Source organism: Streptomyces globisporus, assembly GCF_003501885.1.
GTDB classification, from domain to species: domain Bacteria; phylum Actinomycetota; class Actinomycetes; order Streptomycetales; family Streptomycetaceae; genus Streptomyces; species Streptomyces globisporus_D.
Genome location: NZ_QWFA01000075.1, coordinates 1 through 22,738, shown reverse-complemented (window position 1 = coordinate 22,738; position 22,738 = coordinate 1). Strand labels below are relative to the sequence as shown.

Below are 22,738 nucleotides of genomic sequence, written 5' to 3'. Positions count from 1 at the left end.
GTGGGCCTGGTTGGCGGGCGGGGGTGCCTGCTACCGTCCACCTAACAAATGTTTGGTGGAAAGGTAGCTGATCCTCCGATGACTGTCTCCACCTCCTCCCCCTCCGGAACCGACGGCGTCCGCGTCGTCACCGTCGACCATCCGCCCGTCAACGCGCTGCCCGTACAGGGCTGGTACGACCTGGCCGACGCCGTACGGGCAGCGGGCCGCGACCCGGAGGTGCGCTGCGTCGTCCTGGCCGCCGAGGGGCGCGGCTTCAACGCGGGTGTGGACATCAAGGAGTTGCAGCGCGATCCGGGGCACGCGTCCCTGATCGGCGCCAACCGGGGCTGCGCCGAGGCGTTCGCGGCGGTGTACGCGTGCGAGGTGCCGGTCGTCGCGGCGGTGCGGGGGTTCTGCCTGGGCGGCGGCATCGGGCTCGTCGGGAACGCCGACGCGATCGTGGCGAGCGAGGACGCGGTCTTCGGCCTGCCGGAGCTGGACCGGGGCGCGCTGGGCGCCGCGACGCACCTCGCCCGGCTGGTCCCGCAGCATCTGATGCGCACGCTGTACTACACCTCGCGGACCGTCACGGCCGCCGAACTGCACGCCCACGGCTCGGTCTGGCAGGTGGTGCCGTCCGCCGGGCTCCAGGCCGCGGCACTGGAGTTGGCGGCGGAGATCGCCGCCAAGGACGGCCATCTGCTGCGGCTGGCCAAGGCCGCGCTCAACGGCATCGACCCCGTCGACGTACAGCGCAGCTACCGCTTCGAGCAGGGGTTCACCTTCGAGGCGAACCTCGCCGGGACCGCCGCCCGGGTCCGCGACACCTTCGGCAAGGAGGCCTGAACCGTGACCACCGCCCCGTACGCGCACGACAAGACGATGACACCCGAGGAGGTCGTCGACCGGCTGAGCAGCGGGATGACGGTCGGGATCGGCGGCTGGGGGTCCCGCCGCAAGCCGATGGCCCTGGTCAGGGCGTTGCTCCGGTCATCGGTCACCGATCTCACGGTGATCTCCTACGGCGGCCCGGACGTCGGCCTGCTCGCCGCGGCGGGACGCATCCGCCGCCTGGTCACGGCGTTCGTGACGCTCGACTCGATCCCGCTGGAGCCGCACTACCGGGCGGCCCGGGAACGCGGGGCGTTCGCGTTGACGGAGATCGACGAGGCGATGTTCATGTGGGGGCTGCACGCGGCGGCGAACCGGCTGCCGTTCCTGCCGGTGCGGGCCGGTCTCGGCTCGGACGTCATGCGGGTCAACCCCGAGTTGCGGAAGGTGACTTCGCCGTACGAGGACGGGGAGGAGTTCGTCGCGATGCCCGCCCTGCGGATGGACGCTGCGCTGGTCCACCTCAACCGGGCGGACCGGCTCGGCAACGGCCGGTACCTGGGCCCCGACCCGTACTTCGACGACCTGTTCTGCGAGGCGGCGGACACGGCGTACGTCTCCTGCGAACGCCTGGTGGACACGCGGGAGTTGACCGAGGACACGGGGGCACTGCCGACTCTCCTCGTCCAACGGCACTCCGTCACGGGTGTCGTGGAAACGCCCGGCGGGGCCCACTTCACCTCCTGCGCACCCGACCACCCGCGCGACGAGCTGTTCCAGAAGGCGTACGCGGCCGCGGCGGCGGACCCCGTGGCCTGGGCGGACTTCGCAGCGCGCTTCCTGCCTCCGGACGGCGACGAGAAGAGCTACCGGGAAGCCGTCCGCATCTGGCACGAGGAGCAGAAGTGAACGCGTCCGGCGGCGGGGCCGCCACCGCGGCCGTGACCCGTGCCGAGTACTGCGTGATCGCCTGCGCGGAGGCCTGGCGGGGCGGCGGGGAGATCCTGGCCAGTCCGATGGGCGCGGTGCCGTCGGTGGGGGCCCGGCTGGCCCGGCTGACCTTCGCCCCCGATCTGCTCCTCACGGACGGCGAGGCGACGCTCGTCGGCCCGGACGGCGAGCCGGAGGGCTGGCTCCCCTACCGGAGGCATCTGGCCCTGGTGACGGGCGGACGGCGGCACGTGATGATGGGCGCGAGCCAGATCGACCGGTTCGGCAACCAGAACATCTCCTGCATCGGCGCCTGGGAGCGGCCGGCACGCCAGCTCCTCGGGGTGCGCGGCGCACCCGTCAACACCCTTAACAACCCGGTGAGCTACTGGATCCCCCGGCACTCCCCCCGGGTCTTCGTCGAACGCGTCGACATGATCTGCGGGGTCGGCCACGACAGCGCGCGGGCGGCGGGCCCCTCGGCCACCCGCTTCCACCGCATCCCCCGGGTCGTGAGCGATCTCGGGGTCTTCGACTTCGCGACCCCGGACCGTTCGATGCGGCTGGCCTCCCTCCACCCCGGCGTCACGGTCGACCAGGTCCGCGAGGCGACGGGCTTCGCGCTCACGGTCCCCGCCGACGTCCCGTACACCCGCGGCCCCTCCCCCGCCGAACTCGCCCTGATCCGCGAGGCCATCGACCCGGCGCGCACCCGGGACCGGGAGGTCAGGGTCTGATGCGCACCGCCCTGACCGACCTCGTCGGCGTCCGGCACCCGATCGTGCAGACCGGGATGGGCTGGGTGGCGGGCCCCCGCCTGGTCACCGCGACCGCACGGGCCGGGGCGCTCGGCATCCTGGCCTCCGCGACCATGACGCCGGAGCAACTGCGTTCCGCCGTACGGGAGGTGAGGTCCCGGACCGACGCGCCGTTCGGGGTGAACCTGCGGGCGGACGCGGGGGACGCCCGGGAGCGGGTGCGGATCATCGTCGAGGAGGGCGTCCGGGTGGCGTCGTTCGCGCTCGCCCCGTCGCGGGAGCTGATCGCGGAGCTGAAGCACGCGGGCGTTCTCGTCGTCCCGTCGGTGGGGGCCCGGCGGCACGCGGAGAAGGTCGCGGCCTGGGGTGCGGACGCGGTGATCGTGCAGGGCGGCGAGGGCGGCGGCCACACGGGCGAGGTCGCCACCACGGTCCTGCTGCCGCAGGTGGTGGACGCGGTGGACATCCCGGTCATCGCGGCGGGCGGCTTCCACGACGGCCGGGGCCTGGTGGCGGCGCTGGCGTACGGGGCGGCGGGGGTCGCGATGGGGACGCGCTTCCTGCTCACGTCGGACTCGACGGTCCCGGACGCGGTGAAGGCCCGCTACCTGGCGGCGACGGCGAAGGACATCACGCTGACGCGTGCGGTGGACGGGCTGCCGCACCGGATGCTCCGTACGGAGATGGTGGCGGAACTGGAGGGCGGGGCGGGCCGTTTGCGCGCCCTGTACGAGGCGGTGCGCCGGGCGTCCCGCTTCCGCCGGCTGTCCGGCCTGAGCTGGCCGGGCATGGTCCGGGACGGGCTGGCGATGCGGCACGGCAAGGGCCTGAGCTGGAGCCAGGTGCTTCTTTCGGCGAACACGCCGATGCTGCTGAGGGCGGCGATGGTCGAGGGCCGGACGGACCTCGGAATCATGGCCTCCGGCCAGGTGGCGGCCCTGATCGAGGACTTGCCGAGCGTGGCGGGGCTGGTGGAGGGGGTGATGGCGGACGCGGAGCGGACGCTTGCGGACCTGGGCGCGATGCCGGACCCGCCACTTGGGGACCGGGCCGCCCCTTCATGCCCGTCCGGCGATTGAGGACGCCCGTGCCCGAAGCCACGGACCGGGGGCGCATCAAGCCCCTCCGGCACTTGAGGGCCCGGCCGCCCCCATCCAGCCCGGGCCCGGGCTGGAGGACGACTCCGGCCGCATCAAGCCCGTCCGGCGCTTGAGGACGTCTTTTGCCCGAGGCCGAGGACCGGGCGGCCACATTCCAGCCCGTCCGGCGCTTGAGGACAAAGCCCCGTCCCGGGGCTTTCGGGGCTCTGCCCCGGACCCCGGTCCTCAAGCGCCGGACGGCTTGAAAGGCCCCCGTTCCGCAGCCGTCAGGCGGCCGGAAGTGTCCCGGTCCGCAACTGTCGGGCGGCTGGACGCCTGCCCGTCCTCAAACGCCGGACGGCTTGATATGCGCCGGACGGCTGAACGCGGGCCCTACGCCGCCCGGCGACGCCGCGAAGGAGCGCCGGCCCGCGCAGGCGCACCAGAACGCGCCGCGCCGCCCTGCGCGCCGGCTCCGGCACCCGCACCCGACCCCCGCCGTCCACGCCCCCGGCTCCCGGAGCGCACCGCTCCACCGCCGGAGCCGGAGCCCGACCGGGTCCGCTGCTTCGGCGGGGTCGGCTGCGGGACCTCGATCACGATCGCGATGCCCGACGGCTCACGCGCACCCGTGATCCGGGTCAGCTCCTCGTCGCTGGACGTGACCCGGGTCGTCCGCGGCGCGATGCCCGCGTCCTGCATCAGCCGGGTCATCTCGCGCTTCTCGTCGGGCAGCACCAGCGTGACGACGCTGCCGGACTCCCCGGCCCGGGCGGTACGGCCGCCCCGGTGCAGGTAGTCCTTGTGGTCGGTCGGCGGGTCCACGTTGACGACCAGGTCGAGGTCGTCGACGTGGATGCCACGGGCCGCGACATTCGTCGCGACGAGCGCGGTGACCTGCCCGTTCTTGAACTGGTCCAGCGTCCGGTTGCGCTGCGGCTGCGAACGCCCGCCGTGCAGCGCGGCCGCCCGGACACCGCTGGCGAGCAGCCGCTTGGCGAAGCGGTCGGCGGCGCGCTTGGTGTCGACGAACATGATCACGCGGCCGTCCCGGGCGGCGATCTTCGTGGCGACGGCCTTCTTGTCGGTCTCGTCCAGGACGTGGAGCACGTGGTGCTCCATCGTGGTGACCGCACCGGCGGACGGATCGACGGAGTGCACGACCGGGTCGGTGAGGAACATCTTGACGAGGCGGTCGATGTTCTTGTCGAGCGTCGCGGAGAACAGCATGCGCTGGCCGTCCGCCTCGACCTGCTTGAGCAGGGCGACGACCTGCGGCATGAAGCCCATGTCGGCCATCTGGTCGGCCTCGTCGAGGACGGTGATGGCGACCTGGTCCAGGCGGCAGTCGCCGCGCTCGATGAGGTCCTTGAGCCGGCCCGGGGTGGCGACGAGCACCTCGGCGCCGCGCCGCAGGGTGGCGGACTGCTTGGTGATCGACATGCCGCCGACGACGGTGGCGAGCCGCAGATTCACGGCGGTCGCGTACGGGGTCAGCGCATCGGTGACCTGCTGGGCCAGCTCGCGGGTGGGGACGAGGACCATGGCGAGCGGGGCGCGCGGCTCGCTGCGGCGGCCGGCGGTCCGGGCCAGCAGGGCCAGGCCGAAGGCGAGCGTCTTGCCGGAACCGGTGCGGCCCCGGCCGAGGATGTCGCGGCCGGCCAGCGAGTTCGGCAGGGTCGCGCCCTGGATCGGGAACGGCTCGGTGACGCCCTGCGCCGCGAGGGTCTTCAGCAGCGCGGCGGGCATGTCCAGGTCGGCGAAGGCGTCGACGGACGGCAGCGCGGGGGTCATGGTCTCCGGCAGGGCGAACTCGGCGGGTGCTGCGACGGCGGGCTTGCGGCGGGCCGCGGGCTTGGAGCCGCCCTGTGCCCGGGAGCGGGGTGCGCCGCCCCGGCCGTTCGAGGATGCCGGGGAGCCGGCGCCCTGGCCGCGGCCCCGGCCACGGGCCGGTCGCGAGCGGGGGGTGCGGTCCTGGCGTTCGGATCGCTCGGAGCGTTCGGAGCTGGTCATACGGAATTGCCCTCCTGGGGGGATTCCTGGGCAACTGCCGAATGGGTTACTGCGATGTGCCGGCCCGGCCGTTCCCCGTGCGCCCCCAGGATGTGCGCACAGAACGGCTTGTTTGCTCGGACAGCACAAACCGGGGCCCGCACCTTCACGGTGCGGGCCCCGGTCAGCGAGGTACGCGTCCGACGATTAGGCCGGGACGATGTTCTCGGCCTGCGGGCCCTTCTGGCCCTGCGTGACGTCGAAGGAGACCTTCTGGCCCTCCTGCAGCTCACGGAAGCCGGAGGCGTTGATGTTGGAGTAGTGGGCGAAGACGTCGGCGCCGCCGCCGTCCTGCTCGATGAAGCCGAAGCCCTTTTCCGAGTTGAACCACTTCACGGTACCGGTGGCCATGTCAATCTCCTAAAACAGGTGCAGTGCCGGAAATCCGCACTTTACGAATTCCAAGTCGCCGCATTGAGCCCCATCCGGAGAAAGCCGGAAAACAATAAAGCGCCTGACGAAGCATTCCCGTCAGGCGCACATAATGTTCATGGGTACCAAAACTGCAACGCGGACCACCTTAGCACGCCCTCCCCCGCGGCGGTGGATCATGACACGCCGCCGCGGGTCGGGGCGGCGCTCAGAGCCGCTCGATGATCGTGACGTTGGCCTGTCCGCCGCCCTCGCACATGGTCTGGAGGCCGTAGCGGCCGCCGGTGCGTTCCAGTTCGTGGAGCAGGGTCGTCATGAGCCGGGCGCCGGTGGCTCCGAGCGGGTGGCCCAGGGCGATGGCCCCGCCGTTGACGTTGACCCGCTCGGGGTCGGCGCCGGTCTCTTTCAGCCAGGCGAGGACGACCGGGGCGAACGCTTCGTTGATCTCGACGAGGTCGATGGCGTCGAGGGTGAGGCCGGTCTTCTTCAGGGCGTACGCGGTGGCGGGGATCGGGGCCGAGAGCATCCGGATGGGGTCCTCGCCCCGGACGGACAGGTGGTGGACGCGGGCACGGGGGGTGAGGCCGTGCTCGGCGACGGCCCGTTCCGAGGCGATGAGCAGGGCTGCGGCTCCGTCGGAGACCTGGGAGGAGCAGGCAGCGGTGATGGTGCCGCCCTCGACGACGGGGCGCAGTCCGGCCATTTTCTCCAGGGTGGTGTCGCGGCGCGGCCCCTCGTCGGCGGTGACGTTCCCGTACGCGACGGTCTCGCGGTTGAAGCGGTCCTCGTCGAGGGCGCGGACGGCCCGCCGGTGGGAGGCGAGGGCGTACTCCTCCATGTCGCGGCGGCTGATGCCCCATTTCTCGGCGATGAGCTGGGCGCCGTGGAACTGGTTGACGGGCGCGTCGCCGTAGCGGGCGCGCCAGCCCTCGCTGCCCGCGTACGGCCCCTGGGTGAGGCCGAGCGGTTCGGCGGCCTGCCGGGAGGCGAAGGCGATGGGGATCTGGGTCATGTTCTGGGTGCCACCGGCGACGACGAGGTCCTGGGTGCCGGAGAGGACGCCCTGGGCGGCGAAGTGGAGGGCCTGCTGCGAGGAGCCGCACTGCCGGTCGATGGTCACGCCGGGGACTTCCTCGGGCAGTCCTGCGGCGAGCCATGACGTACGGGCGATGTCGCCGGCCTGCGGTCCGACGGTGTCGAGGCAGCCGAAGACGACGTCCTCGACGGCCGCCGGGTCGACGCCCGACCGGGCGATCAGCTCGCGCAGCACATGGGCGCCGAGGTCGGCGGGGTGGGCGGCCCCGAGGCCCCCTCCGCGCCGTCCGACGGGGGTGCGTACCGCTTCGACGATGTAGGCCTCGGTCATGGCTGCTGCTCCTCGGGGCGCTCGGGGTCAGGTACGCAGGGCGATGCCGTCCAGGACCATCGAGAGGTACTGGCGGGCGATCTCCTCGGGGCTGTGGTGTCCGCCGGGCCGGTACCAGGAGGCGGCGACCCAGACGGTGTCGCGGACGAAGCGGTAGGTGAGGCGGATGTCGAGGTCGTCGCGGAAGACGCCTTCGGTGACGCCGCGTTCCAGAGTGCCGAGCCAGGCCTTCTCGAACTTGGCCTGCGAGTCGGCGAGGTAGGCGAAGCGCGGCTGGGTGGCGAGGTGCTTGGACTCCTTCTGGTAGATCGCGACGGCGGGGCGGTGCCGGTCGATCTCCCGGAAGGACTCGGTGACCAGTGCCTCGATGGTCTCGCGGGGGCCGAGGCCGGCCGCAAGGACCTCGTCGTAGCCCTGCCAGAGCTCGTCGAGGAAGGTGGAGAGGATCTCGTCGAGCATCGATTCCTTGGAATCGAAGTGGTAGTAGAGGCTGCCCGCGAGCATCCCGGCCTCGTCGGCGATGCGGCGCACGGTGGTGGCGTTGTATCCCTGGGCGGCGAAGACCTCGGCGGCGGTGGCGAGCAGTTCCCGTCGTCGCTCCGGCGTGGGGGTCACCTGGGGCTTCTTCTTGGTAGACACCCGGCCATTGTCCGTCCACGGCCTGCGTGTTCACGCATGCTGGCTGCTGACGGGGACGACCTCGCCGGTCATGTACGAGGAGTAGCCGCTGGCGAGGAAGACGATGACGTTGGCGATCTCCCAGGGTTCGGCGTACCGGCCGAAGGCCTCCTTCCCGGTGAGTTCGGCGAGGAGTTCGACGGAGGTGACCTTGGCGAGGTGGGGGTGCATGGCGAGGCTGGGGGCGACGGCGTTGACGCGTACGCCGTAGTCGGCGGCCTCGACGGCGGCGCAGCGGGTGAGGGCCATGACGCCGGCCTTGGCGGCGGCGTAGTGGGCCTGGCCGCGCTGGGCGCGCCAGCCGACGACGGAGGCGTTGTTGACGACGACTCCGCCCCGCCCGGCGGCCTTGAGGGAGCGGAGGGCGGCGCGGGTGCAGCGGAAGGTGCCGTTCAGGGTGACGTCGAGGATCTTCGTCCACTGTTCGTCGGTCATCTCGGTGAGTTCGGCGGTGCCGCCGAGTCCGGCGTTGTTGACGACGATGTCGAGGCCGCCGTGGGTGCGCTCGGCGTGGGCGAAGAGGGCGGCCACCTGGTTCTCGTCGGTGACGTCGCAGGCCAGGGCGGTGACGCGGTCGGGACCGAACGCGTCGGCGAGGGCGAGGGCGCTCTCCTTGAGCCGCCGGGCGTGGGCGTCGCTGACGAGGACGCGGGCGCCCTCCTCCAGGAAGCGGCGGGCGGTGGCGCCGCCGATCCCGGCTCCGGCGGCGGCGGTGACGACGGCGGTGCGGCCGGCCAGCAGTCCGTGTCCCGGCAGGTACGGCGGTGCGCTCATCGGCCCATCCCCCTGGCTCCTCGACGGTGCGTGAGCCGTACGTTAACCTACCAAACACTTGTTAGGGAACGGCCTCACGGAAGGCGGACCCCATGGATCTGGAGCAGACAGCACGGACCGAGGCCCTGCGGACCGAGGCCCGGACCTGGCTCCGGGAGCACGTACCGGCTCGACCGCTGCCCTCCCTGGAGACCGAGGAGGGGTTCGCCGCGCACCGGGAGTGGGAGGCGCTGCTGCACTCCGGCCGCTGGTCGGCGGTCTCCTGGCCCGAGGAGTACGGGGGCCGGGGCGCGGATCTTTTCGGCTGGCTGGCGTTCGAGGAGGAGTACTGGGCGGCGGGCGCGCCGGGCCGGGTCTCGCAGAACGGGGTCAGCCTGCTCGCCCCGACCCTCCTCGCCCACGGCACGGCCGGGCAGCGGGCCCGGGTGCTGGGGCCGATGGCGAGCGGCGAGGTGATCTGGGCGCAGGCCTGGTCGGAGCCGGAGGCCGGGTCGGACCTGGCGGCGCTGCGGTCGCGGGCGGTGCGGACGGAGGGCGGCTGGCTGCTGTCGGGGCAGAAGACGTGGTCGTCGCGGGCGGCGTTCGCGGACCGGGCGTTCGGGATCTTCCGTACGGACCCGGGGGCCGCGAAACCGCACCAGGGGCTGACGTATCTGATGTTCGGGCTGCGGGACCCCGGGGTGACGGTCCGTCCGATCGGGCGGCTGGACGGGAAACCGGCCTTCGCCGAGATCTTCCTGGACGAGGTCTTCGTACCGGACAAGGACGTCATCGGGGAGCCGGGGCAGGGCTGGCGTATCGCGATGTCGGCGACCGGCGACGAGCGAGGCCTCACGCTCCGCTCCCCCGGCCGCTTCATGGCCGCCGCCGACCGGCTGACGGAACTGTGGCGCCGGGCGGGCGACCCGGCGGACACGGCGCTGCGGGACCGGGTGGCGGACGCGGTGATCGGGGCGCGGGCGTACCAGCTGTTCACGGCCGCCTCGGCGTCGCGGTTCGCGGCGGGCGCGGCGCTCGGGCCGGAGTCCAGCCTGAACAAGGTGTTCTGGTCGCGTTACGACATCGCGCTGCACGAGACGGCGCTCGACCTGCTCGGCCCGGAAGCGGAGGTGGCGGACACCCCCTGGGCGGAGGGGTACGTCTTCGCTCTCGCCGGGCCGATCTACGCCGGGACCAACGAGATCCAGCGCGACATCATCGCCGAGCGGCTGCTCGGCCTGCCGAAGGGACGGCGCTGATGCGTTTTCTGCTCACCGACGAGCAGCGGGAGTTCGGGCGGTCCCTGGACGCGCTGCTGGGGGCGGCGGACACCCCGGCGGTCCTGCGGGCGTGGGCGGCCGGGGACCACGGTCCGGGGCGGGCCCTGTGGGGGCGGCTCGCGGACGCGGGCGTGTTCGCGCTCGCGGTCCCGGAGGCGTACGGGGGTGTCGGGCCGCTGCCCGTGGAGGCGACCGTCGCCTGCGTCGAGCTGGGGCGGCACGCGGTGCCCGGCCCGCTGGCGGAGACCCTGGCGGCCGGGGTGCTGCTGGCGGGGGCGGGCGGCCCGGTGGCCGAGGAGTGGCTGCCGGGGATCGCGTCGGGTACGGCGATGGTGTCACTGACCCTGGAGGGGTCCGGGCCGTACGCCTCGGACGCGGACGCGGCGGACGCCGTGTTCACGGTGACCGGCGACGAACTGCGGCTCGCCGCGGGCCCCGGAGAGTCGTCGGCGTCGGCGGACCCGGCGCGCCGGCTGTTCCGTCCGGAGCCGGGCGGCGCCCCGGTGGCCAAGGGCCCGGCGATACGGGCAGCGGCACGGGCGGCGGGCGACACGGCCGCCCTCGCCACGGCGGCCCTGGCGCTCGGCTGCGGGGAGGAGCTGCTGCGGGCGACCGTGGCGTACGTGAAGCAGCGCACCCAGTTCGGTGTGCCCGTCGGCTCCTTCCAGGCGGTCAAACACCGCCTCGCGGACACTCTGCTCGGCCTGGAGTTCGCCCGCCCGCTGCTGTACGGGGCGGCGGTGGAGCTGGCCGAGGGGTCGCCCGGGGCCGGAGCGGCGGTCGCGGCGGCGAAGGTGACGGCGGGCGAGGCGGGGTACGCGGCGGCCCGCACCGCCCTGCAACTGCACGGCGCGGTCGGCTACACCGAGGAGCTGGACCTGGCGTGGTGGCTGCGCCGGGCCCGGCCGCTGCGGGACGCCTGGGGGACGCCGTCCGTCTGCCGGGCCCGGGTGCTGGCGGGGTGAGCACCCCTGCGGCCGGGTCCGCCCGGCCTCAGGGGCTCCTGTCACTTCCGGCGCACGGTGCGCAGCGGTTGTCCCGGCCGCCAGGACCGGATGACCAGCTCGTCGTTGTCGAGCCCGATACGGACCACCTCGGTCAGTTCCGTACGGAAGAGGTGGAAAGGCTCGGGCGGCGTGGCCTCCTCGATGAAGCGGGCGATCACCTCCGGGTCGGTGATCTCCACGGCCCGGCCGCTGACCCGGACGTCGCCGTCGTTCATCTCGGCGTCGGGGCCCGGGTTGGCGTGGAGGGCGAAGCGCGGGTCGCGGCGCAGGTCCAGCGCCTTGAGCGAGTCGGGCATCATGCCGAGCAGCAGCTCACCGAAGCGGAAGTCGGCCTCCAGACCGGTGACCCGGGGCGAGCCGTCCTTCCGCAGAGTGGCGAGGACATGGTGCTTGTAGAGACGGAAGCGGGCTCGCACAATGTCGGCGAATTCGGGCTCGGCGGCGGCGAAGCCGTCCCAGGAGGCGGGGGCGTGCGAAGGTGAAGAAGACGTCATGGACGCCATGCAACACCGGATACCCGACAACTCCTGTCGGTGTTTGTGCGCGACATGCGGGCGAATCCCGGCGAGCCGGACGCCACCGCCGCACCGTCTCACCGCCTCAGGCGTGGTTCTCCGGAGCCTGCCGGGTGAGCCTCAGCATCACCTCGTCGTACTCCTCGTCGACGCGGCGGCTCTCCTCCACGAAACCCATCCGCGCGTAGAAGCCACGAGCCCCCGTGTTCTTCTCGTACACCTCAAGGGTCAATGAGCCGTGCAGCGCCGCCGCGTGCTCGACCAGGCGCCGGCCCACCCCGGTGCCCTGTGTCTCCGGGGCCACGAAGAGGCCGCCGATCTCGGCGTCCAGGAGTCCCAGCAGGGCCACCACCCGGCCGCCCGTCTCGGCGACCCAGTTCTCGGCGTGGACGAGGTAGATCTCGCGCATCTTGCGGGCGCGCTCACCCTCGCCCTCGTCGGGGATGAAGGGGTGGGCCAGAGCGCCGGCACGGGACCAGACGTCCATCGCCGCGTTCTCGTCCGCGGCGGCGTAACGGCGGATCACGGTGCTTCCGGATACGTTCTCGGGCATGAGTGGGACCGTATCTTGCGACGGGGAGATCGGCAGCCGGGTTTCCGGCCCGCCCAGGGCCGGTCGGTCACGTGCGGGAGAACGTGACCAGCACCGCCTGGCCCATCGTCCGCAGGATCCCGGGCGGCTCCCCGGCCGCCAGCACCGCGTCGTAGCGGCCCAGCCGGACACCGTCGTCCCCGCCCTCCAGCTCCGCGCCGTCGTCGAGGGAGACGGCGAGCACCGTGCCGCCCTCCGGCGGCAGCAGGCGGACCGTGCCGCAGACGACGGCGGTCTCCGCCCGCGTACGGGCCCTGCGGTACATGACGTTGAGGTTGACGACGGGCCCGCCCAGCAGGAAGCCCTCGGTGGGCAGGTCGCCGGGGAAGCCGTGCGGCCACAGGGGTTCGTCCACGATGTGGTGCTCGCCGTCGACGACGAGGTCCATGCCCGCGCCCTCGACCACGGTGAGGATGCGGTCCACCCCGGGGAAGACGGAGAACGGCCCGTCGGCGGTGACGTCCGCGAGGCTGACGCGCCAGTCGAAGGCGTCGGCCTCCGTGCCCTCGGGGCCGGTGGCGATCTCCCGGGTGAGACCGCCGCCGTTCTTCCAGGGGGCGGGGGTCAGCTCGGCGGCGCGCAGGATCCGTACGGTCACCGGACGATCCCCTGCTCGCGGGCTGCGGCCAGCCAGAGCGGGAACTCGGCGACGAGCCGGTCGTACAGCTTGCGGTCCGGGACCTTGCGGGGGTCGGGGCCCGCGTGGAAGTACCCGGCGTTGTCGACGGGCCGCTTGGCGGGTACGGCCAGCTCGTCGAGCTTGCGCAGGAAGTCGAACTGGCTGCTGCGGGTGTTGCCGAAGCCGACGAACTGCCAGAACATCGGCAGCTTCGCGGCCTTGCAGAGGTAGCGCTCGGCGGCGAGCTTGTTGATCGGGCCGCCGTCCGTCTGGAAGACGACCAGGGCGGGCGCGGTGGAGCCGCTGTCGAGGTAGTGGTCGATGACGGCGTCCATCGCCAGGTGGTAGCTCGTCTTCCCCATGTGCCCGAGGCCCGCCGCGATCTTGTCGATCCGGCCGTGGTGGTTGTCGAGGGCGATGTCGGTGACCGCGTCGACGTCGGTGGAGAAGAAGACGACGGGGACCGTGCCGTCGTCGTCGAGGTGGGACGAGAGGCCCAGGACCCGGTCGGCCAGCGCCTGGACGCTGCCGTCCTGGTAGTAGGGCTTCATCGACCCGGAGTAGTCGATGACGAGGTAGACGGCCGCGCGGTGACCGTTCAGGCCGTGCTTCTCCAGCGAGACCCCGGCGCTCTTGTACAGGCTGACCAGGGCCGGAGCCGTCTCCTGGACCTTGGTCAGGCTGATGGCCGGGCCGCTGCTGCCCACGGCCGTGTCCACACCGTGCATGACGGCTCCCCCCACTCGGCGTTCCGCGTTCCGCGGAGTCCGAGCGTAGGCCACCGCCGGGCCCCGGGCACACGGCCCGTCACCCCGGTTCGCTATCTTGATCGCCGCCGCCCCCACCGGCCCCGTTGCCCACCCCCAGTGAAGGAGCCGGCCATGGAGGCCGCCGCCACCACGTGTTACCGCCATCCGTCCACCGAGGCGTATGTCCGCTGCACCCGTTGCGACCGCTACATCTGCCCGGACTGCATGCGGGAGGCCTCCGTCGGCCACCAGTGCGTGGAGTGCGTGAAGGAGGGCCGGCGTTCGGTGCGGCAGCCCCGTACGGTCTTCGGCGGTACGGTGTCCCGGGCGACGGCGCCGGTCGTGACGTACGTCCTGATCGCGCTCAACGTGCTCGCCTACCTCGGTGAGGTGGTCCGGCCGGAGATCGTGGACCGGTTCGCGGTGCTCGGGGCGGCGCTCACCGGCCCGGACGGCGAGCAGTACTACTACCGGGGCGACACCTTCCCGGGGTACGAGCTGACGGGCGTCGCGGACGGCGAGTGGTACCGGCTGGTGACCGGGGCGTTCCTGCACCTGCCGCCGGACGCCTCGTTCGGGGTGATGCACCTGCTGTTCAACATGTTCGCGCTGTGGAACATCGGCCGGGCCGTGGAGGGGCAGCTCGGCCGGGCCCGCTATCTGGCGCTGTATCTGCTGTCGGCGGTGGGCGGTTCGGTGCTGGTGTATCTGCTGGCCCCGGACACCTCGACCGTCGGCGCCTCCGGTGCGGTCTTCGGTCTGGCCGCCGCGTACTGGGTCATCCACCGGCGGCTCGGCCATGACATGGCGGCGGTCAACCGGTTCATGGCCGGGTTCCTGATCTGGATGGTGCTCTCGGCGCTGTTCACCTCGTGGCAGGGGCACCTGGGCGGGCTGCTGACCGGGGCACTGGTGACGTACGGGCTGGCCTACGCACCTGCGAAGCTGCGCACCGGGCCCCTCCAGCTCGCGGGCGGACTGGTACTGCTGGGGCTGTTCGCGGTGGCGGTGGTGGTGAGAACCTCGGCGTTGACGGGCTGAACCGGCCGAGGCGTCCGGGACGGCGACAGGAACCGGCCCCGGACGCGCCACGGCGCCCACTGAGTCCGGTCGGGGACAGGCGGGCGCCGCGTTCAGTTCCGTACGCCGTTGTACGGGACGTATCAAGGGGGTGCCCCCGGGCCGCGTGGCCCAGGGGGAACCCGGGTGGTGCTCAGACCAGCAGGGACCGGTCCGTCGGGCGGATCGGCGCCGGCAGGGCGCTGGTCCCGGTCAGGAAGCGGTCGACTCCGCGGGCGGCGGAGCGGCCTTCGGCGATCGCCCAGACGATCAGCGACTGGCCGCGTCCGGCGTCACCGGCGACGAAGACGCCGTCGACGTTGGTCGCGTAGCTCTCGTCGCGGGCGACGTTGCCGCGCTGGTCGAGCTCCAGGCCGAACTGCTGGACCAGACCGTTGGACTGGTCGGTTCCGGTGAAGCCCATGGCCAGGGTGACGAGCTGCGCGGGGATGCGCCGCTCCGTGCCGGGCTTCTGCTCCAGCTTACCGTCCTTGAACTCGACCTCCACCAGGTGGAGGGCCTGGACGTTGCCGTCCTCGTCGCCCTCGAAGTGGGTGGTGGAGACGGAGTAGACCCGCTCGCCGCCCTCCTCGTGCGCGGAGGTGACCTTGTAGAGCATCGGGAAGGTCGGCCACGGCTGGTTGGCGTTCCGCTCCTCGCCCGGCTTCGGCATGATCTCCAGTTGGGTGACGGAGGCCGCGCCCTGGCGGTGGGCGGTGCCCACGCAGTCGGCGCCGGTGTCGCCGCCGCCGATGACGACGACGTGCTTGCCGCCGGCATGGATCGGGGAGACGGTCAGGTCGCCCTCCTGCACCTTGTTGGCGAGCGGCAGGTACTCCATCGCGAAGTGGACGCCGTTCAGCTCACGGCCGGGGACCGGCAGGTCGCGGGAGACGGTGGCACCGGCCGCGATGACGACCGCGTCGTAGCGGCGGCGGAGCTTGGCGGCGTCGATGTCCTTGCCGATCTCCACCTCCGTACGGAACTTGGTGCCCTCCAGGCGCATCTGCTCGATGCGGCGGTTGATGTGCGACTTCTCCATCTTGAACTCGGGGATGCCGTAGCGCAGCAGGCCCCCGATGCGGTCCGCGCGCTCGTAGACGGCGACGGTGTGGCCGGCCCGGGTCAGTTGCTGGGCGGCGGCGAGTCCCGCCGGTCCGGAGCCGATGACCGCGACGGTCTTGCCGGAGAGGCGCTCGGGCGGCTGCGGGGTGACGTCGCCGCTGTCCCACGCCTTGTCGATGATGGAGACCTCGACGTTCTTGATGGTCACGGCGGGCTGGTTGATGCCGAGGACACACGCCGACTCGCAGGGGGCCGGGCACAGCCGCCCGGTGAACTCCGGGAAGTTGTTCGTGGCGTGCAGCCGCTCGGAGGCGGCGGTCCAGTCCTCGCGGTAGGCGTAGTCGTTCCACTCGGGGATGAGGTTTCCGAGCGGGCAGCCGTTGTGGCAGAACGGGATGCCGCAGTCCATGCAGCGGCCGGCCTGCTTGCTGATGATCGGGAGCAGCGAGCCCGGAACGTAGACCTCGTTCCAGTCCTTGACGCGCTCGGCCACGGGGCGGGTCTTGGCGACCTCGCGCCCGGTGGTCAGGAAGCCCTTGGGGTCAGCCATTGGTCGCCGCCTCCATCATCTTCTCGGTGGTCTCCTGCTCGGAGAGACCGGCGAGCTCAGCGGCGTCCTTGGCGGCGAGCACTGCCTTGTACGTGGACGGGATGATCTTGCTGAAGCGGGTCACGGCGGTGTCCCACTCGGCGAGGAGCTTCTCCGCGACGGTGGAGCCGGTCTCCTCGTGGTGGCGGCGCACGACGTCGTGCAGCCACTGCCGGTCGGTGTCGTCCAGCTCCTCGACCGCGCCGAGGTTGCCGACGTTGACGTGGTCGCGGTTGAGGTCGATGACGTACGCGACGCCGCCCGACATACCGGCGGCGAAGTTGCGGCCGGTCTCGCCGAGGACGACGGCGTGGCCGCCGGTCATGTACTCGCAGCCGTGGTCGCCGACGCCTTCGGAGACGACGAGGGCGCCGGAGTTGCGGACGCAGAAGCGTTCGCCGGTGCGGCCGCGGAGGAAGATCTCGCCGCCGGTCGCGCCGTAGCCGATGGTGTTGCCGGCGATGGTGGAGTACTCGGCGAGGTGGTCGGCGCCGCGGTCCGGGCGGACGATGACCCGGCCGCCGGAGAGGCCCTTGCCGACGTAGTCGTTGGCGTCGCCCTCCAGACGCAGGGTGATGCCGCGCGGCACGAACGCGCCGAAGGACTGGCCGGCCGAGCCGGTGAAGGTGATGTCGATGGTGTCCTCGGGCAGGCCCGGGCCGCCGAACTTCTTGGTCACCTCGTGGCCGAGCATCGTGCCGACGGTCCGGTTGATGTTGCGGATCGCGACCTGGGCGCGGACCGGCCGGGCGGCCTCGGGGCTCTCGGCGCCCAGCGCGTCGGCGGCCAGCTTGATGAGCTGGTTGTCGAGCGCCTTCGTCAGACCGTGGTCCTGCTCGACGATGCGGTGGCGGACCGCGCCCTCGGGCAGCTCCGGGACGTAGAAGAGCGGAGCCAGGTCCAGGCCCTGCGCCTTCCAGTGGGAGACGGCCCGGTCGGTGTCGAGGAGTTCGGCGTGGCCGACGGCCTCCTCGATGGAGCGGAAGCCCAGCTCGGCGAGGAGTTCGCGGACCTCTTCGGCGATGAACTCGAAGAAGTTGACGACGTACTCGGCCTTGCCGGAGAACCGGTCGCGGAGCACCGGGTTCTGGGTGGCGATGCCGACCGGGCAGGTGTCCAGGTGGCAGACGCGCATCATGACGCAGCCGGAGACAACGAGCGGCGCGGTCGCGAAACCGAACTCCTCGGCGCCGAGGAGGGCGGCGATGACGACGTCGCGGCCGGTCTTGAGCTGGCCGTCGGTCTGCACGACGATGCGGTCGCGCAGGCCGTTGAGCAGCAGGGTCTGCTGGGTCTCGGCGAGGCCGAGCTCCCAGGGGCCGCCCGCGTGCTTGAGGGAGGTGAGCGGGGATGCGCCCGTTCCGCCGTCGTGGCCGGAGATGAGGACGACGTCCGCGTGCGCCTTGGAGACACCGGCGGCGACCGTGCCGACGCCGACCTCGGAGACCAGCTTCACGTGGATGCGGGCGCCGGGGTTGGCGTTCTTCAGGTCGTGGATCAGCTGCGCGAGGTCTTCGATGGAGTAGATGTCGTGGTGCGGCGGCGGCGAGATGAGGCCGACGCCGGGCGTCGAGTGACGCGTCTTGGCGACCCACGGGTAGACCTTGTGGCCGGGCAGCTGGCCGCCCTCGCCGGGCTTGGCGCCCTGGGCCATCTTGATCTGGATGTCGTCCGCGTTGACCAGGTATTCGCTGGTCACACCGAAGCGGCCGGAGGCGACCTGCTTGATGGAGGAGCGGCGCTCCGGGTCGTACAGGCGCTCGGGGTCCTCGCCGCCCTCGCCGGTGTTGGACAGATGCCCATCTTGGACATGACCTTCAGGACGCCCTTGCCGAGCGCGTAGATCAGGTTCCGGATGGCCTGCTCGACCTCGATGTTCTCGATGAACGTCCCGGCGCGGACCAGGTCCTCGACGGACTCCATGGCGAGGTACGGGTTGACCGCGGCGGCGCCGTAGCCGATGAGCAGGGCGACGTGGTGGACCTCGCGGACGTCCCCGGCCTCGACCAGCAGGCCCACCTGGGTGCGCTGCTTGGTGCGGATGAGGTGGTGGTGGACGGCGGAGGTGAGCAGCAGCGAGGGGATCGGCGCGTGCTCGGCGTCGGAGTGCCGGTCGGAGAGGACGATGAGGCGGGCGCCGTCCTCTATGGCGGCGTCGACCTCGGTGCAGATCTGCTCCAGACGCGCGGCGAGCGCGTCGCCGCCGCCGCTGACCCGGTAGAGACCGGAGAGGGTGGCGGCCCGCATGCCCGGCATGTCGCCGTCGGCGTTGATGTGTATCAGCTTGGCGAGCTCGTCGTTGTCGATCACCGGGAAGGGCAGCGTGACGCTGCGGGCCGCTGCGGCGGTCGGCTCCAGGATGTTGCCCTGAGGGCCGAGCGAGGAGCGCAGCGAGGTGACGAGCTCCTCGCGGATGGCGTCCAGCGGCGGGTTGGTGACCTGGGCGAAGAGCTGGGTGAAGTAGTCGAAGAGCAGCCGGGGGCGCTCGGAGAGCGCGGCGATCGGCGAGTCGGTGCCCATGGAGCCGAGGGGTTCACCGGCGGTGCGGGCCATCGGCGCGAGGATGACGCGGAGCTCTTCCTCGGTGTAGCCGAAGGTCTGCTGGCGGCGGGTGACCGAGGCGTGGGTGTGCACGATGTGCTCACGCTCGGGCAGGTCGCTCAGCTCGATCTCGCCGGTCTCCAGCCACTCCTGGTAGGGCTGCTCGGCGGCGAGGGACGCCTTGATCTCGTCGTCCTCGATGATGCGGTGCTCGGCGGTGTCGACGAGGAACATCCGGCCGGGCTGGAGGCGGCCCTTGCGGACGACCTTCGCGGGGTCGATGTCGAGGACGCCGACCTCGGAGGAGAGGACGACGAGGCCGTCGTCGGTGACCCAGTAGCGGCCGGGGCGCAGACCGTTGCGGTCGAGGACCGCGCCGACCTGGACGCCGTCGGTGAAGGTGACGCAGGCCGGGCCGTCCCAGGGCTCCATCATCGCGGAGTGGTACTGGTAGAACGCCCGCCGGGCCGGGTCCATCGAGTCGTGGTTCTCCCACGCCTCGGGGACCATCATCAGCACGGCGTGCGGCAGCGAGCGGCCGCCGAGGTGGAGCAGCTCCAGGACCTCGTCGAAGGAGGCCGAGTCGGAGGCGTCCGGGGTGCAGACGGGGAAGATCCGGTCGAGCTGCGCCTGACCGAAGAGGCTGGAGGCGAGCTGGGACTCGCGGGCCTTCATCCAGTTGCGGTTGCCCTTGACCGTGTTGATCTCGCCGTTGTGCGCGACGAAGCGGTAGGGGTGGGCCAGCGGCCAGCTGGGGAAGGTGTTGGTGGAGAACCGGGAGTGGACCAGGGCGACCGTGGAGGCGAAGCGGCGGTCGGAGAGGTCCGGGAAGAACGGCTCCAGCTGCCCGGTGGTGAGCATGCCCTTGTAGACGAGGGTGCGGGCGGAGAGCGAGGGGAAGTACACCCCGGCCTCACGCTCGGCACGCTTGCGCAGGACGAACGCCTTGCGGTCCAGGACGATGCCAGCGCTCTCGCCGTCGGCGACGAAGACCTGGCGGAAGGTGGGCATGGTGGCGCGGGCGCCGTTGCCGAGAAGTTCGGGGGTGACCGGGACGTCGCGCCATCCGAGGATCTTCAGGCCCTCCTGGGTCGCGATCTTCTCGATCGTGCGGACGGACTCGGTGGAGTCGTCGGCGGGGAGGAAGGCGATGCCCACGGCATACGAGCCGGCCTCGGGAAGCTCGAAAGGGGTCTCGGCGCGCAGGAAGGCGTCCGGGACCTGGCAGAGGATGCCGGCGCCGTCGCCGGAGTCGGGCTCGGAGCCGGTGGCGCCGCGGTGTTCGAGGTTGCGCAGTACGGTCAGCGCCTGCTCGACCAGCTCATGGCTGGCCACACCGGTCAGAGTGGCCACGAACCCGACGCCACAGGCGTCGTGCTCGTTACGGGGGTCGTACATCCCCTGCTGGGCGGGGCGACCGTCCATGGGCGACCAGGCGTCGATACGCATCGGCTCTCCCGTCGTCGTCGTGGCATTTGCGGTGCCGAGGGACGACGTTGGCCCTCTGCGAAATTTCGTGCAGGTTACATGATGGGGCGCTTCTCAAGAAGCGGAAGGCTTGTTCCAACATACGGACACCATGGTGACCGGAAGTGACTGGGTGACCAGAGGTGACCGGCTCGACCAGGGGGTGGGTCGCTGTCGGAACGATCGGCGCCCGGGAGTCGCAGAGAGCAGGCGTCGTTGCCTGCGGTGCTTACGGCTCTTGCCCGGCGGCACGGGAAACGAAACCACCGAGTAACGGCTACTTATGTGTAGCGCTGCATAGCGTCTCATTTTACGGCTGCGGGGCCGGTCGCGCCCAGTGGGCGGCGCCAAGACGTACGTCACACGCGTTGCGGGGCGGTTGCGCCGTTCGGGCGGCCCGGTTACGCCGTTCACCGGGCCGGCAGGACGGGGAGCAGGGCGCCCAGCGCGAACGCGCCGAACGACGAGACGGCGGCGACCAGTGGCGAGGGCAGGTCGCCGGGGTCGATGCCCAGCTCCTCACGGGCGTGGATCTCCAGCGCCTGCTCCGGGTCGCGCGACAGCTGCCGGGCGACCTCGCGCGCCAGCGGGGCGTCCACGCCGCGGGACTCGTAGAGCGCGGCCAGCTCGGCCATCTCGTCCTTGGGGTGCTTACGGAGTTCGCGGCGTTCGACGTCCAGCTCGGCCTCGACCAGTTCCCGCTGGGAGGCGACGGAGGTGTATTCGCCCGCCGCCATGGAGAACGCCCCGGCGGCGAGACCCGCGAGCCCGGTGATCACAATGGTCTGCTGGGACACCGCGCCGCCGGCGACGCCGGTCATCAGGGCGAGGTTGGAGACCAGACCGTCCATCGCACCGAAGACGGCGGGACGCAGCCAGCCACCGTTGACATCCCGGTGGGTGTGGTTGTCCCGGTGCGCCTCGTGCAGAACGGCGTCGGTCTCGATGATGGCCACGGCTCACTTCTCCCCTACCGAGTTCAACTTTCGACAAAGTCCAAGGTACGCCGTCCGGAGGTCCGCCGCCAGCAAGGCAAGGCTGCCCTATACCCCCTCTGACCTGCGAAGAAAGGACAGCCTCAGCTTCCTGGACCGTCACACGCCTGGCCCCTTTCCTGGCGATTTCCGCCTCCCTTCACGCTCCACGTGGGACAGATGCGGACAGGGCCCGGAAACGGACCCGGTCCGACTGCGGCTCGGACCCGCCGGACGAGCGGAAGGGCGACGCGATGAACACGGCCATCGGCCACGACCGGGCCAGGGGCGCACTGCTGGGACTGGCGGTCGGGGACGCGCTCGGCGCCCCGGCGGAGAACCTGCGGCCCTCCGAGATCCGCCGCCGCTGGGGGCGGATCGAGGGGTTCGTGAGCGACGACCCGGCGGGAACCGACGACACGGAGTACGCGATCTTCTCCGGGCTGCTGCTGGCCCGGCACGGCTCCGCGCTCGACGTCACCCATGTGGAGCGGGCCTGGCACCACTGGATCGCCGACCTCGACGAGGGCCCGTTCCGGGGGGCCGGGTTCAGCGAGCGCGGCACCCTGGAGAACCTGCGCCGGGGCCTGGCCGCACCGATCTCGGCCCAGCACCGGCACGCCTGGAGCGACGGGCTCGCGATGCGGGCGGCGCCCTTCGGGGTCTTCGCTGCGGGCCGCCCCGCCGAGGCGGCCCGGCTGGTCGCGGTGGACGGCCGGGTCAGCCACGAGGGCGAGGGGATCTACGGGGGTCAGGCGGTGGCGGCCGGGGTGGCGGCGGCCATGGTCGGCTCGGGGCTCGCCTCGGTGATCGCGGCCGCGCTCTCGGTGGTCCCGATGGACTCCTGGACGGCCCGCTCACTGCGCCGGGCGGTGGCGGCGGCCCAGCGCCCGTACCCCGACCGGCTCACGATGGAACGTGCCGTGCGCTCGGCGGTGGTGATCGCCGGCTATCCGTGGACGGACCTCGCGCCGGAGGCGGTGGGCCTGGCGTTCGGGGCGTTCACGGCGGCGCGCGGGGACTTCCGTACGGCGGTGCTGACCGCCGTCAACATGGGCCGGGACGCCGACACGACGGCTGCGGTGGCGGGGGCGCTGGCCGGGGCACTGCGGGGGGAGAGCGCCATCCCACCGGCCTGGGCGCGCGCGATCGGCCCGGTCCGGGGCAGCTGCCTGCCGTCGATGCGCGGTTACCACGTCCTGGACATCGCGGAACTGCTGACCCCGGACGACGCGGAGGCGGGGACGGCCCGGGAGCGGGGCGGCGGCCGCGAACCTTCCGCCGTACGGGACATGGCGTCGGTGGCGGCGTCCTTCGAGCCGGAGCATGAGGAGCGGCGATGACGACGACGGGCGAGACGACGACCGGGCCCACCGGAAGCCCGGGGGTCACCCGGCCGGGTAGGGAATCGTCCCCCTCCCCCGCCCCCTCCCGCCGCGCCCGGATCGAGGGCCTGCTCCTGGGCCTCGCGTCCGGGGAC

General features: G+C 72.1%; 18 protein-coding genes and 2 pseudogenes. 8 read left to right on the top strand and 12 right to left on the bottom strand.

Annotated elements, in window-relative coordinates; translation table 11 throughout:
* Window positions 1-78: 78 nt before the first annotated feature.
* The 4 genes from D3105_RS16000 to D3105_RS15985 are packed head-to-tail and all read left to right on the top strand — an operon-like array spanning window position 79 to window position 3,580.
* Complete coding sequence (locus D3105_RS16000) at window positions 79-828, top strand: enoyl-CoA hydratase family protein (RefSeq protein WP_118903867.1); 750 nt, start codon at window positions 79-81, stop codon at window positions 826-828.
* A gap of 3 nt (window positions 829-831) precedes the next feature.
* A complete protein-coding gene (locus tag D3105_RS15995) occupies window positions 832-1,722 on the top strand; it encodes a CoA transferase subunit A (protein WP_118903866.1) in 891 nt (296 codons plus the stop codon).
* On the top strand, window positions 1,719-2,480 hold the full coding sequence (locus D3105_RS15990) for a CoA-transferase subunit beta (protein ID WP_118903865.1): 762 nt from the start codon (window positions 1,719-1,721) through the stop codon (window positions 2,478-2,480). The genes D3105_RS15995 and D3105_RS15990 overlap by 4 nt, the downstream gene beginning before the upstream one ends.
* Window positions 2,480-3,580, top strand: a complete 1,101-nt coding sequence (locus D3105_RS15985; protein ID WP_118903864.1) for an NAD(P)H-dependent flavin oxidoreductase — start codon at window positions 2,480-2,482, stop codon at window positions 3,578-3,580. The genes D3105_RS15990 and D3105_RS15985 overlap by 1 nt, the downstream gene beginning before the upstream one ends.
* A gap of 393 nt (window positions 3,581-3,973) precedes the next feature.
* On the opposite strand, the gene D3105_RS15980 is transcribed toward D3105_RS15985, so the two are convergent.
* The 5 genes from D3105_RS15980 to D3105_RS15960 form a co-directional block, all read right to left on the bottom strand.
* Window positions 3,974-5,593, bottom strand: coding sequence for a DEAD/DEAH box helicase (locus D3105_RS15980; RefSeq protein WP_118903863.1), 1,620 nt, complete (start codon window positions 5,591-5,593; stop codon window positions 3,974-3,976).
* A gap of 186 nt (window positions 5,594-5,779) precedes the next feature.
* A complete protein-coding gene (locus D3105_RS15975; RefSeq protein ID WP_006123767.1) occupies window positions 5,780-5,983 on the bottom strand; it encodes a cold-shock protein in 204 nt (67 codons plus the stop codon).
* A 229-nt stretch (window positions 5,984-6,212) separates the two neighbouring features.
* Complete coding sequence (locus tag D3105_RS15970; RefSeq protein ID WP_118903862.1) at window positions 6,213-7,370, bottom strand: acetyl-CoA C-acetyltransferase; 1,158 nt, start codon at window positions 7,368-7,370, stop codon at window positions 6,213-6,215.
* Window positions 7,371-7,397: 27 nt separating this feature from the next.
* The gene (locus tag D3105_RS15965) at window positions 7,398-8,009 is read right to left on the bottom strand and encodes a TetR/AcrR family transcriptional regulator (RefSeq protein ID WP_206272754.1); all 612 of its coding nucleotides are present in this window, start codon (window positions 8,007-8,009) and stop codon (window positions 7,398-7,400) included.
* A 30-nt stretch (window positions 8,010-8,039) separates the two neighbouring features.
* Complete coding sequence (locus D3105_RS15960) at window positions 8,040-8,822, bottom strand: SDR family oxidoreductase (RefSeq protein ID WP_118903861.1); 783 nt, start codon at window positions 8,820-8,822, stop codon at window positions 8,040-8,042.
* A gap of 92 nt (window positions 8,823-8,914) precedes the next feature.
* On the opposite strand from D3105_RS15960, the gene D3105_RS15955 reads away from it, so the two are divergent.
* Together D3105_RS15955 and D3105_RS15950 are read left to right on the top strand one after the other, a co-directional pair.
* Window positions 8,915-10,060 carry an acyl-CoA dehydrogenase family protein gene (locus D3105_RS15955; protein WP_118903860.1) on the top strand — a complete coding sequence of 382 codons (1,146 nt, stop codon included), beginning with the start codon at window positions 8,915-8,917 and terminating at the stop codon, window positions 10,058-10,060.
* Window positions 10,060-11,046, top strand: coding sequence for an acyl-CoA dehydrogenase (locus D3105_RS15950; RefSeq protein WP_118903859.1), 987 nt, complete (start codon window positions 10,060-10,062; stop codon window positions 11,044-11,046). The genes D3105_RS15955 and D3105_RS15950 overlap by 1 nt, the downstream gene beginning before the upstream one ends.
* A 41-nt stretch (window positions 11,047-11,087) precedes the next feature.
* Here D3105_RS15950 and D3105_RS15945 read toward each other — a convergent pair whose 3' ends face one another.
* The 4 genes from D3105_RS15945 to D3105_RS15930 form a co-directional block, all read right to left on the bottom strand.
* Window positions 11,088-11,591, bottom strand: a complete 504-nt coding sequence (locus D3105_RS15945) for a pyridoxamine 5'-phosphate oxidase family protein (RefSeq protein WP_118903858.1) — start codon at window positions 11,589-11,591, stop codon at window positions 11,088-11,090.
* A 97-nt stretch (window positions 11,592-11,688) separates the two neighbouring features.
* Window positions 11,689-12,156, bottom strand: a complete 468-nt coding sequence (locus D3105_RS15940; protein WP_118903857.1) for a GNAT family N-acetyltransferase — start codon at window positions 12,154-12,156, stop codon at window positions 11,689-11,691.
* Between the two features lie 67 nt (window positions 12,157-12,223).
* The gene (locus D3105_RS15935) at window positions 12,224-12,793 is read right to left on the bottom strand and encodes a HutD/Ves family protein (RefSeq protein WP_118903856.1); all 570 of its coding nucleotides are present in this window, start codon (window positions 12,791-12,793) and stop codon (window positions 12,224-12,226) included.
* Complete coding sequence (locus tag D3105_RS15930) at window positions 12,790-13,542, bottom strand: vWA domain-containing protein (RefSeq protein WP_118903855.1); 753 nt, start codon at window positions 13,540-13,542, stop codon at window positions 12,790-12,792. Before D3105_RS15930 ends, D3105_RS15935 begins: the two co-directional genes overlap by 4 nt.
* Window positions 13,543-13,695: 153 nt before the next feature.
* Between D3105_RS15930 and D3105_RS15925 the strand changes: the two genes are divergently transcribed.
* Window positions 13,696-14,604: a rhomboid family intramembrane serine protease gene (locus D3105_RS15925; RefSeq protein WP_118903854.1), complete on the top strand. Its 909-nt coding sequence runs from the start codon at window positions 13,696-13,698 to the stop codon at window positions 14,602-14,604.
* 172 nt (window positions 14,605-14,776) lie between these two features.
* Here the strand turns inward: D3105_RS15925 and D3105_RS15920 are convergent, their stop codons facing one another.
* From D3105_RS15920 to D3105_RS15910, 3 genes and pseudogenes are all read right to left on the bottom strand, one after another.
* Window positions 14,777-16,237, bottom strand: coding sequence for a glutamate synthase subunit beta (locus D3105_RS15920; RefSeq protein WP_118903853.1), 1,461 nt, complete (start codon window positions 16,235-16,237; stop codon window positions 14,777-14,779).
* Window positions 16,230-20,266, bottom strand: a pseudogene (locus D3105_RS15915) (glutamate synthase-related protein). The gene D3105_RS15920 and the pseudogene D3105_RS15915 overlap by 8 nt, the downstream one beginning before the upstream one ends.
* Before the next feature lie 437 nt (window positions 20,267-20,703).
* Window positions 20,704-21,240: pseudogene (locus D3105_RS15910) on the bottom strand (VIT1/CCC1 transporter family protein); the annotation flags it as partial.
* A gap of 272 nt (window positions 21,241-21,512) precedes the next feature.
* On the opposite strand from D3105_RS15910, the gene D3105_RS15905 reads away from it, so the two are divergent.
* Window positions 21,513-22,601: an ADP-ribosylglycohydrolase family protein gene (locus D3105_RS15905; protein ID WP_118903852.1), complete on the top strand. Its 1,089-nt coding sequence runs from the start codon at window positions 21,513-21,515 to the stop codon at window positions 22,599-22,601.
* The last annotated feature ends 137 nt before the right edge of the window (window positions 22,602-22,738 follow it).

Excerpts from the sequence above, each read along its gene's own strand:
- D3105_RS15930 (WP_118903855.1), bottom strand. The coding sequence starts at position 13,542 with ATGCACGGTGTGGACACGGCCGTGGGCAGCAGCGGCCCGGCCATCAGC.
- D3105_RS15985 (WP_118903864.1), top strand. The coding sequence starts at position 2,480 with ATGCGCACCGCCCTGACCGACCTCGTCGGCGTCCGGCACCCGATCGTG.
- D3105_RS15975 (WP_006123767.1), bottom strand. The coding sequence starts at position 5,983 with ATGGCCACCGGTACCGTGAAGTGGTTCAACTCGGAAAAGGGCTTCGGC.
- D3105_RS15950 (WP_118903859.1), top strand. The coding sequence starts at position 10,060 with ATGCGTTTTCTGCTCACCGACGAGCAGCGGGAGTTCGGGCGGTCCCTG.
- D3105_RS15960 (WP_118903861.1), bottom strand. The coding sequence starts at position 8,822 with ATGAGCGCACCGCCGTACCTGCCGGGACACGGACTGCTGGCCGGCCGC.
- D3105_RS15980 (WP_118903863.1), bottom strand. The coding sequence starts at position 5,593 with ATGACCAGCTCCGAACGCTCCGAGCGATCCGAACGCCAGGACCGCACC.
- D3105_RS16000 (WP_118903867.1), top strand. The coding sequence starts at position 79 with ATGACTGTCTCCACCTCCTCCCCCTCCGGAACCGACGGCGTCCGCGTC.
- D3105_RS15945 (WP_118903858.1), bottom strand. The coding sequence starts at position 11,591 with ATGGCGTCCATGACGTCTTCTTCACCTTCGCACGCCCCCGCCTCCTGG.
- D3105_RS15905 (WP_118903852.1), top strand. The coding sequence starts at position 21,513 with ATGAACACGGCCATCGGCCACGACCGGGCCAGGGGCGCACTGCTGGGA.
- D3105_RS15940 (WP_118903857.1), bottom strand. The coding sequence starts at position 12,156 with ATGCCCGAGAACGTATCCGGAAGCACCGTGATCCGCCGTTACGCCGCC.
- D3105_RS15970 (WP_118903862.1), bottom strand. The coding sequence starts at position 7,370 with ATGACCGAGGCCTACATCGTCGAAGCGGTACGCACCCCCGTCGGACGG.
- D3105_RS15920 (WP_118903853.1), bottom strand. The coding sequence starts at position 16,237 with ATGGCTGACCCCAAGGGCTTCCTGACCACCGGGCGCGAGGTCGCCAAG.
- D3105_RS15955 (WP_118903860.1), top strand. The coding sequence starts at position 8,915 with ATGGATCTGGAGCAGACAGCACGGACCGAGGCCCTGCGGACCGAGGCC.
- D3105_RS15925 (WP_118903854.1), top strand. The coding sequence starts at position 13,696 with ATGGAGGCCGCCGCCACCACGTGTTACCGCCATCCGTCCACCGAGGCG.